We start from the raw sequence: 8,898 nt of genomic DNA, 5'->3' as shown, positions 1-8,898 counted from the left end.
CCCGCTTCGGCTTCGCCCAGGAAACCAATGATCTGTTCTTCGCTGAAACGCTTCTTCATGTCCAATCTCCTTACCCATAGGATCGGACTCTAAAGTGTAGCGCTACTCAATCTGGGGGTGACGTCGGCAACTCAATCAGCTCCGGACTATAGCCTTGCTGGTAAAGTCGAAACGCATTATCTAAGATTTCTTCACTTTTCTTTTTTGGCATGACGGGAGTTCCTAATAATTTACCCTTATCATGTTGCCCAAACGAACTCTCAGCTTGGCGGGTGTAATTTACCCTTTTTCGTAATTGAACAGCTGTACTTTTTTGGCTGGCTGCGTTGTCTGCATTTCGGGGTGACTATTTCTAGTCCTTCAAGGTGTGCAGCGCGGTTTTACAAAATCACTTTAACCGATCCCTCGTCGTCTCATGTAAGGAATGCTGCGGTTGCCGATGGGATTGTGGGGCAACGAAAAAGGGCAACTGTTGTTGCCAGCTGTGCCTTCTTGCTTCCGACGCGTGCTACCTATTTGCTACCTAAAATCTAACCAAACAAAAACGGCCACTGTAGCAATTAGCTAAGTGACCGTTTTATATGTCTTTTTTGGTCGGAGCGACAGGATTCGAACCTGCGACCTTTGCAACCCCATTGCAACGCGCTACCAAGCTGCGCCACGCTCCGATGTCTTTTTAGATACCTTTTTGCTAAACGCTGTCAGCCAACAGCGTTTGCCTCAAGACGGTGCGTATACTAGCGTTTTATCAGCCAAATGAAAAGCTCTTTTTGCGCTTTCTTTTCAATTGGTTGCCGTTACGCTTGGTCGGCAGCTTGCAGCAGGGAGGCCATCTCATTGTAAATATTGGGCGTGGTTACCAGTAGCTGCTCAGGATAGAGGTCAGTAGGTACGCCATCCGGCACCTTGACCAAGTGCCCCACCTGTGCCCCGGCCTCACGGGCAATCACCCAACCGGCCACAAAATCCCATGGGGAAACCGTTTCGTAGTAAGCATCCAGGCGGCCACAAGCGACATCGCATAAATCCAACGCCGCAGCACCATTACGGCGAATATCCTGGCAGTGGGCTAACACCGCTTCCAAACGGGGCAGCAGCTTTTTACGGGCTTTCTTATGGTAGGGAAAACCAGTGGCAACCAAGGTGTTGGCAAGTGTCTTGGCACTGCTCGGCTTAATAGGTCGCTGATTACAAAACGCGCCCATTCCTTCTGCCGCTGTAAACGTTTCCTGTAAAAACGGCGCATGGACAACGCCCACCTTGCCGACTCCCCTCTCCATCCAACCAATGGAGACCGCCACATGACGAAGCCCCTGGGCAAAATTCACCGTTCCATCAATCGGGTCAACGACCCAGAGCTGATCGGCGGGTGTGTGTAAGGCGTGCTCTGGGCTTAGCTCTTCGCTTAACTTTTCCTCACCGGGAAAATGCTCTTCCAGGCGTTGGCTGATCAGTGTATCGACCGCGACATCTACATCAGTGACTAACTCAACCCCTGATTTAAGTCGTTGGGTAAATGCCTGCTTGGCACGGGCGTTACGAATCATTTCGCCCGCTTCTTCAGCAATACGAACGGCCAGTGCCAGCCGTGCCTCTAAGGTATAAGCCGCCATTAACACTCCTTGATGGGTTGCTATTCGCTTATCAGCATAAGCGGTACTGGCACGCATTGCTACGCTAGCAGGGGCATGCGCCTATCGGTGTAAGGCATCCACCAATACCTCCACCACCACTCGGGTGGCGGCCTCAATCAGTACCACATCAGCTCCTACATGTTCCCACTCATAACCTGGGTAATGTGGCAGTTGCGAGGCGAGCTGGCCGTCAAAGCGTTTGGCAATACCAGGAGGCAAAGGCTTGCCCTGTTCCAGATTGCGCTGAATACCAGGAGGCAATGATTCAGCGCGGGGAGCATCGTACTGCCGTAACAACCGTAAAACCTCGCGTTCATTAATGCGTGGTAGGTCGATATGCTGCTCGCTTCGTTGGCGACGGCTATAACCACCACTATCGTGCCCTCCCCGCTGGTGCTCTCCCTGGGTCGCCTGCTCACGTGCCCCATGGGCAGGGGCATGAGTAGGCTGCGCCACCGCAGTCGCGTGCCATACCATGGTAGTCACTAGCACGCAGGCGGCTAAGGTAATGGGTTTCATGATCGGCTCCTTATTCACAGGAGCCTTGAGTGTAGAGGGAAAATGCGGAGGGAGTATGGAAGAAGAGAGTGCGGTTTTAAAATAAAACTCAAGCACGAATATCTTGATAGATAGCTGACCTCAGGCACCGAAGGCAGGGCGATCCAGGTAAGTCAGATATGCGAGCAGTCTCCGCTTGGGAGATGATACCAGTGATCGCGATTACAATAAGAATCAATTAGAGCAAAATCTTTAATACTGTAGATTCCAACCTATATAGCCTGAAATAATGAACCCTACATTCTTGTAGGGTTCTTAATCAAACTCAAGCTGACTTGGTAGGCTATATCTACAGTAGTGAAAGGCAATCCTATTCCGTTCTAATCGATATTACGAGTAATACTACCATTGGTATTGAGAGTGACACTAACCCCAGAACGGCTTGTGGTCAGAGCTAGTGAAGTAGTATTCTCATCTACATCACCTTCAAGAATATCAATTAATGTTGCATTGTCATCCTGCAGGGGAGTATCAGCGGCTGTAAAACATGATTGGAAAGTAAAAGAAAATTCATCTTGTTCATTAAATGTGCTAGCAGCTGTATAACCACTTCTGAAGGAACTTAGCTCACCTTCACACGCTGATGCAGCCGCACGATCAAGGTAGTTACCATACTGCGGTACACCCACCGCTGCCAGTACACCGATAATCGCCACCACGATCAGCAGCTCAATCAGGGTAAAGCCTTGCTGCTTAAAGCGGTGGGGTTGGTTGGGTTGATTTTTTTGCATTGCGAGGTTCCCTTGCAGTGATGAGTAATTTATATGCTGCGACCCGGCTAAAGCAGCTTAGACTAACATCTCGCTACATTAGCTGACCGTTCTGGGGTTGGCAACCAGCCTTCTCACGCTATTTATATGCTTTTTTCAACCTTTTTGACGGCCGTCACGGCTTTGTTGGATAGTTCTTTGTCAGTACCTGGGCATAGGCAAATATGATAAAAAGAGTATTACCTTCGTCATGCCGCCGGGATTTGAAATTTCCATGAGCCAAACCGTTCCAGAATCCACGCTTAGCCATGCCGCTTTAAACGGCGGCTTGCGCGGCATTGCCGAAAGACTGGTCAAACACGGCTTGCTCACCAATGCCCAGGCGGCAGTGGCCGAATCCACGGCAGCTGAACTGGACATGTCCTTACTCCAACACGTGGTAGACAGCGGGCTGGTAAGCGCAGATGCCGCGGCTCTGGCTGCCGCCTGGGAGTATGGCCTGCCAGTGATTGACCTTGAGCCGATCCGCATTAACGCACTGCCCCCCGCGAATGACTATCCGGTCAAAATTCTTAAGAAGCTGGATATTCTCCCTCTGGCGCGGCACGGGCATCGCCTAACGGTCGCGGTTCCCTTCCCGGCCACGCTCACCCAGCTTGATGAGCTACAGTTTGCCACCGGCCTGAGTGTGGATGGCGTGCTCGCACCTGCGGATCAGCTAAAAAACACGCTGATTCAATACCTAGCGCAAAACGAACGCAGCATGCTCGATGAGTTGGAAAATGTAGATGATGCTGTTAGCGCGCTGAATATTATTCAACACCATGATGGCAGCGACACGGCACCGGATAAAACCACAAAGGATAGCGAAGACGCACCGGTCGTAAAATTCGTTAATAAGATACTGCTGGATGCCATTAGCCGTGGCGCATCGGATATTCACTTCGAACCTTATGAAACACAATACAGGGTGCGTTTTCGTATCGACGGGATGCTGATTGAAATCGCCCGCCCTCCTTTCGCCCTGCGTGACCGCATTGCCGCACGGCTGAAAATCATGTCTCGCCTGGATATTTCGGAGCGCCGCCTGCCCCAGGATGGCGCCATAAAACTGCAGCTTTCCCGTACCCGTTCAATTGACTTCCGGGTTAACTCACTACCAACGGTATATGGTGAGAAAGTGGTACTGCGTATACTGGACCCCACTTCAGCGCAGTTGGGAATTGAGCAGCTTGGCTTTAGCCCTGAGCAACAGGCTACCTATGAGCGCGCGCTCAAAAAACCCCAGGGCATGATTTTGGTTACAGGCCCCACCGGTAGTGGTAAAACAGTTACACTTTATACCGGCATCAATATCCTCAACCAGATAGAGCGTAATATCTGCACCGCAGAGGACCCGGTGGAAATTAAAGTACCAGGCATTAATCAGGTTAATGTACTGCCTAAAATTGGCTTGAACTTTGCCAGCGCACTGCGGGCGTTTTTACGCCAGGACCCGGATGTCGTCATGGTGGGGGAGATTCGTGATCTGGAAACTGCTGAAATCGCGGTAAAGGCCGCCCAGACCGGCCACCTGGTACTTTCAACGGTACATACCAACTCTGCAGCGGAAACTCTTACCCGCCTTGCCAATATGGGGGTGGCTTCGTACAACATTGCAAGCTCAGTCAGCTTGATTATCGCCCAGCGTCTGGCACGTAAACTCTGCAACCAGTGTAAAACTCCTGCCAATATCCCCGCTGAAGCGTTGCGTAAAGCAGGCTTTAATCAGCACGATATTCGTAATGCCACCATCTATAAAGCGGAGGGCTGCAAGCAGTGTACCCAGGGGTATAAAGGTCGCATCGGGGTGTATGAAGTAGTGCCTATTACAGATGAGATGCGCCAGCTGATTATGCGCGATGGCAATGCCATAGAAATCGACCAACTGGCACGTAAAGAGGGTTACCCAAGCCTGTACCAGAGCTGCTTGAGCCGCGTGCTGGACGGCAGCACAAGCCTGGAAGAAGTTAACCGCATAAGTAAGGAGTAAGCTGTTAAATGGCTAAAGCAACAGCGCGCCAGACGAAAAAAACACCACTCCACCGCTGGAAATGGATAGGCAAGGGGCCCCAGGACCGCCCCATGCGGGGAGAGCTCATTGGCCGCTCAAAAGCCGATATTGTTGATCAGTTAGCCAAACAACGGATCACCGCAACAAAAATTCAAAAGCGCAGTAGCTTTACAGGCCGGGGAAAGGTTACCAATGTGGACATTATGGTATTTGCACGCCAAATGGCCACTATGGTGCGCGCAGGTATCCCTATTCTTCAGGCACTTCAAGCCGTTGCTGAGAGCTTGAAAAAACCCGCCATGGTCGCATTGACCCAGCAGCTGATGGAGGATGTCTCGTCTGGGGATAGCCTCTCAGCCGCCATGGCAAAACACCCCAGGCAATTTGACCAGCTATTTGTCAATTTGGTGGATGCTGGCGAACAGGCGGGCGCGCTGGATCAAATGCTGGAACGGGTTGCCAGCTATAAAGAGAAAGTGGAATCGCTCAAAAGCCGGGTCAAAAAAGCACTATGGTACCCAGCAGCCGTCATGACCATAGGCGTGGCTGTTACCATGCTGCTGCTCATTAAGGTAGTACCAGAGTTTGAGAGTATGTTTCAGGGGTTTGGGGCTGAATTACCCGCCCTTACCCAGTTTACAGTAAACCTTTCGGAACTGGCCCAGCAGTACTGGCTGCATGCACTGGGAACGCTCGTGGGCAGCATTATGTTACTGAAGGCTGCGGCCAGACGCTCACCTGGGATAGCCTACCGCCTGGATAGCTTACTGCTTCGCTTGCCGGTACTTGGCGATATCATGGATAAATCTGCCGTCTCCCGCTTTACCCGCACTCTGGCGACGACCTTTTCATCGGGTGTGCCGCTGATTGAGGGCCTGGAAACGGCAGCTGGAGCTTCGGATAACCGCGTGTATGACAAAGTCATTAAGAGCATTCGCCAGGACGTTGCCACCGGCCAGCAACTCCACTTCGCCATGCGCATGACGAACCGCTTTCCAGCCCTTGCTGTGCAGATGGTAAGCATTGGCGAGGAAGCAGGGTCGTTAGACGCCATGCTTAATCGCGTGGCCGATTATTACGAAGAGGAAGTCGAGAATAAAGTAGACGCCCTCACCTCGCTGATGGAACCCATCATCATCGTCGTTCTGGGCGCATTGGTCGGTGGTGTTGTCGTGTCGATGTATCTACCTATCTTTGAAATTGGCACGGCACTTTAACACCAAACACCCACCACTATTCCACAATTTCATGCCATAACCTCTGCCGCAACCCTGGGAGCATCATGGGCTTACCGCCATCATTCATGTATCTATCTGCGCTGTTGCTGGGACTATGCCTCGGCAGTTTTTTTAACGTCGTTATCACCCGTCTGCCGGTGATGCTGATGCGGAACTGGCGCAAAGAGGCACGCGCTTCATTGGAGCTTCCTCCTGAAAAGTCGCCGCGCTTTAACCTGGCTACCCCTGGTTCGATGTGCCCCCGATGTGAATACCCTATCGTCTGGCATGACAACCTTCCTCTGCTGGGCTGGTTAAAGAGGCGAGGTAAATGCGCCCATTGCAAAACACGTATCAGCGTTCAATACCCTCTGGTGGAACTCATGGGCGGCTTGCTGGCTGTTGCCGTTATGGCGCTTTATGGCCCCCACATGAACGCGCTATTTATCTACTTGGCCTGCTTACTGTTACTTGCTCTGGCAGTCATCGATTTTCGCACCTATCTCCTCCCTGATATTTTGACCTTACCGCTGCTTTGGTCAGGTCTTCTTTACCAGTTACTCTTTCAACCGCTGATGTTACCCAGCGCGGTTATCGGTGCAATGGCTGGCTATTTAGTACTATGGAGTTTTTACTGGCTATTTAAGCTGATCACCGGCAAAGAAGGCATGGGGTTTGGTGATTTCAAATTATTAGCGGCTCTGGGTGCCTGGGTCGGCTGGTCAATGTTGCCGCTACTGCTTATTTTATCGGCGGGCGTCGGTGCCATCATTGGGCTATTAGCTCAGCTGCTTATACCCCGGTTACGTGGCCAGCCGCTGCCTTTCGGCCCCTTTTTGGCTCTGGCGGGCTGGGTATGCTTACTGGTGGGTAATGAGTTGATGGCGCTTTATACATCATTGCTTTATTGACCCTGGTAAGCGCAAATCATCCTGATTGAGACAGCATGGGCCAGGGCCAATGATGCATAGAGAGAGCTTATGATTATTGGGTTAACAGGTGGCATTGGATCAGGCAAATCAACAGTTGCCCGTGCATTTGGATCATTAGGCATCGGCTGGGTGGACGCGGATGATATTGCGCGGGAAGTGGTCGCCCCTGGCGAACCCGCGCTCTCAGCAATCGCCGACCGCTACGGGGCTGGGGTGCTACATGGTGATGGTACACTTAACCGGGCTGCCCTACGCACCATTGTGTTTGAAGACCCAACGGAACGACAGTGGCTGGAGTCAGTGACTCACCCCAAAGTACGTGAGCGTCTGCTGGCACGTCTTGAGGAGTTAAAAGCGCACTCCCCCTACGTGCTTCTTGTTTCCCCGCTTCTCTTTGAGTCTGGGCAATATAAGCTGGTTAACCGCACGTTAGTGATCGATGTTCCCGTTGATATACAGCTTCAACGCACCCTCGAACGCGATGGCGTGAGTGAAACTCAAGTGCGTTCTATCCTCGCTGCCCAACTACCCCGTGAAGACCGCCTTGCCAAAGGCGACGACGTTATTGATAACAGCGATGACCATGCTTATATGATGCAACAGGTCATTAAGCTGGATCAGCGCTATCGCACCGGTTTTCCTGACACCACAATCATAGGAGACGATGATGCCGACACCTGCCAACGACGCCCCACTTGAGGTGGATTGCCCACAATGCGGCACGCGAGTCGCCTGGGGCCCCGAAAGCGCCTTTCGGCCTTTTTGCAGTCAGCGCTGCCAATTGCTTGACCTGGGGGCATGGGCAGAAGAGTCACATCGTATTTCAGGTGAATCCTCCATGGATGAAGCTGATTTGGAGACATTGCTGGCCCAAGCCGATAGAGACGCTCCACTTTCCTAGCAAAGAGCCATCCGCATGCACGATAACGCTCTGCCCCTTTATCAGTTGCTTTATGAGCTTGAGAGCTGCTTTGACCAATTGATGATCCGTATTGATCAGGCAGTCACTCTGTATGAGCAACAACAGGCTCCTACATGGCACTTTCAACAACCAGCAGGGTCCGACTGGTTACGTGAAGCATTACTCGATATGTGGCACCAGCAAGGTCAGGATGGGCGTGAGACAAGAAACTATATTGCGCTAATCGCAGCGAATGAGGAGTTAGTCGCGGCATTTAATGCCATCAATCTAGCAAAAACACACATCAGCGAGTTGCTCCAGCGTATCAAGCAGGCACACCCCGCATCTGTTAATGAAGCAAAGCTGCGCTTACCTCAGCGCCATCCCCATGTTGATGACGTGTTACGCAAAAGCGGATACGCCAGGCTACACCTCAAGCAGTGCTGGCGACACATTCCCATCTCCCCAGTGCCTGTATCACGGGTGCGTTTTGCCTGGTATACCAGCGGCCGCTCTATTAAAAAGATGACTGTCCAGGAAGCTGAACACAGACTGTTGCAGCTGGATACCGATGCACCTCATATCCGTATTCAGCTGCGCAGGCTGGCAAGTATACCGAGCAGCGAACCACTGGCTCAGGTACAGTCACAAGCGCCGTTACTAAGGGCTAACTTATTCTTTACCGAGCCGTTGGCAGATGGGCACACCCGGCAGGCGATGAATATTGCCCTTCCACTTATTGTGCCTGGCGTTAACCGTCAACTGCCCGATATCAAGGTACCACCGCTTGAGCCGCCTACCCAACGAACCAGAGCCAGACGGCGCGATGAGAAACTGGAGCATGAAGCCTTTCTGCCCAGTTTGCGTATTTACCGCTATCGTTAACGCATCAC

The 8,898-nt window shown here is 51.9% G+C and carries 9 protein-coding genes and 1 tRNA gene; 6 read left to right on the top strand and 4 right to left on the bottom strand.

Annotation, left to right across the window (positions count from 1 at the left end; genetic code table 11):
• Positions 1–591: 591 nt before the first annotated feature.
• The 4 genes from HP566_RS07470 to HP566_RS21570 all read right to left on the bottom strand — a co-directional run bounded on the left by HP566_RS07470 (position 592) and on the right by HP566_RS21570 (position 2,923).
• Positions 592–668: transfer RNA gene (locus tag HP566_RS07470), tRNA-Pro, on the bottom strand.
• A 129-nt stretch (positions 669–797) separates the two neighbouring features.
• Entirely contained in the window at positions 798–1,613 is an 816-nt protein-coding gene (locus HP566_RS07465) for an inositol monophosphatase family protein (RefSeq protein WP_249976636.1), read from the bottom strand.
• A gap of 81 nt (positions 1,614–1,694) precedes the next feature.
• Positions 1,695–2,153 carry an anti-virulence regulator CigR family protein gene (locus HP566_RS07460; RefSeq protein WP_249976635.1) on the bottom strand — a complete coding sequence of 153 codons (459 nt, stop codon included), beginning with the start codon at positions 2,151–2,153 and terminating at the stop codon, positions 1,695–1,697.
• Between the two features lie 359 nt (positions 2,154–2,512).
• Positions 2,513–2,923 carry a pilin gene (locus HP566_RS21570; protein WP_284041357.1) on the bottom strand — a complete coding sequence of 137 codons (411 nt, stop codon included), beginning with the start codon at positions 2,921–2,923 and terminating at the stop codon, positions 2,513–2,515.
• 253 nt (positions 2,924–3,176) lie between these two features.
• Between HP566_RS21570 and pilB the strand changes: the two genes are divergently transcribed.
• The 6 genes from pilB (at position 3,177) to HP566_RS07425 (ending at position 8,890) form a co-directional block, all read left to right on the top strand.
• A complete protein-coding gene (pilB, locus tag HP566_RS07450; RefSeq protein ID WP_249976634.1) occupies positions 3,177–4,934 on the top strand; it encodes a type IV-A pilus assembly ATPase PilB in 1,758 nt (585 codons plus the stop codon).
• An 8-nt stretch (positions 4,935–4,942) separates the two neighbouring features.
• Complete coding sequence (locus HP566_RS07445) at positions 4,943–6,172, top strand: type II secretion system F family protein (RefSeq protein WP_249976633.1); 1,230 nt, start codon at positions 4,943–4,945, stop codon at positions 6,170–6,172.
• Between the two features lie 65 nt (positions 6,173–6,237).
• The gene (locus tag HP566_RS07440; RefSeq protein WP_249976632.1) at positions 6,238–7,083 is read left to right on the top strand and encodes a prepilin peptidase; all 846 of its coding nucleotides are present in this window, start codon (positions 6,238–6,240) and stop codon (positions 7,081–7,083) included.
• Positions 7,084–7,152: 69 nt separating this feature from the next.
• A complete protein-coding gene (gene coaE, locus HP566_RS07435; RefSeq protein WP_249976631.1) occupies positions 7,153–7,803 on the top strand; it encodes a dephospho-CoA kinase in 651 nt (216 codons plus the stop codon).
• Positions 7,772–8,005: a DNA gyrase inhibitor YacG gene (gene yacG, locus HP566_RS07430; RefSeq protein ID WP_249976630.1), complete on the top strand. Its 234-nt coding sequence runs from the start codon at positions 7,772–7,774 to the stop codon at positions 8,003–8,005. Before coaE ends, yacG begins: the two co-directional genes overlap by 32 nt.
• A 15-nt stretch (positions 8,006–8,020) precedes the next feature.
• Complete coding sequence (locus tag HP566_RS07425; protein ID WP_249976629.1) at positions 8,021–8,890, top strand: DNA replication terminus site-binding protein; 870 nt, start codon at positions 8,021–8,023, stop codon at positions 8,888–8,890.
• Positions 8,891–8,898: the final 8 nt, after the last annotated feature.

Source organism: Vreelandella olivaria, assembly GCF_023507745.1.
Classification (GTDB): Bacteria; Pseudomonadota; Gammaproteobacteria; order Pseudomonadales; family Halomonadaceae; genus Vreelandella; species Vreelandella olivaria_A.
This window is presented reverse-complemented; position numbering and strand designations above follow the sequence as displayed.

Excerpts from the sequence above, each read along its gene's own strand:
- HP566_RS07465 (WP_249976636.1), bottom strand. The coding sequence starts at position 1,613 with ATGGCGGCTTATACCTTAGAGGCACGGCTGGCACTGGCCGTTCGTATT.
- HP566_RS07460 (WP_249976635.1), bottom strand. The coding sequence starts at position 2,153 with ATGAAACCCATTACCTTAGCCGCCTGCGTGCTAGTGACTACCATGGTA.
- HP566_RS21570 (WP_284041357.1), bottom strand. The coding sequence starts at position 2,923 with ATGCAAAAAAATCAACCCAACCAACCCCACCGCTTTAAGCAGCAAGGC.
- pilB (WP_249976634.1), top strand. The coding sequence starts at position 3,177 with ATGAGCCAAACCGTTCCAGAATCCACGCTTAGCCATGCCGCTTTAAAC.
- HP566_RS07445 (WP_249976633.1), top strand. The coding sequence starts at position 4,943 with ATGGCTAAAGCAACAGCGCGCCAGACGAAAAAAACACCACTCCACCGC.
- HP566_RS07440 (WP_249976632.1), top strand. The coding sequence starts at position 6,238 with ATGGGCTTACCGCCATCATTCATGTATCTATCTGCGCTGTTGCTGGGA.
- coaE (WP_249976631.1), top strand. The coding sequence starts at position 7,153 with ATGATTATTGGGTTAACAGGTGGCATTGGATCAGGCAAATCAACAGTT.
- yacG (WP_249976630.1), top strand. The coding sequence starts at position 7,772 with ATGCCGACACCTGCCAACGACGCCCCACTTGAGGTGGATTGCCCACAA.
- HP566_RS07425 (WP_249976629.1), top strand. The coding sequence starts at position 8,021 with ATGCACGATAACGCTCTGCCCCTTTATCAGTTGCTTTATGAGCTTGAG.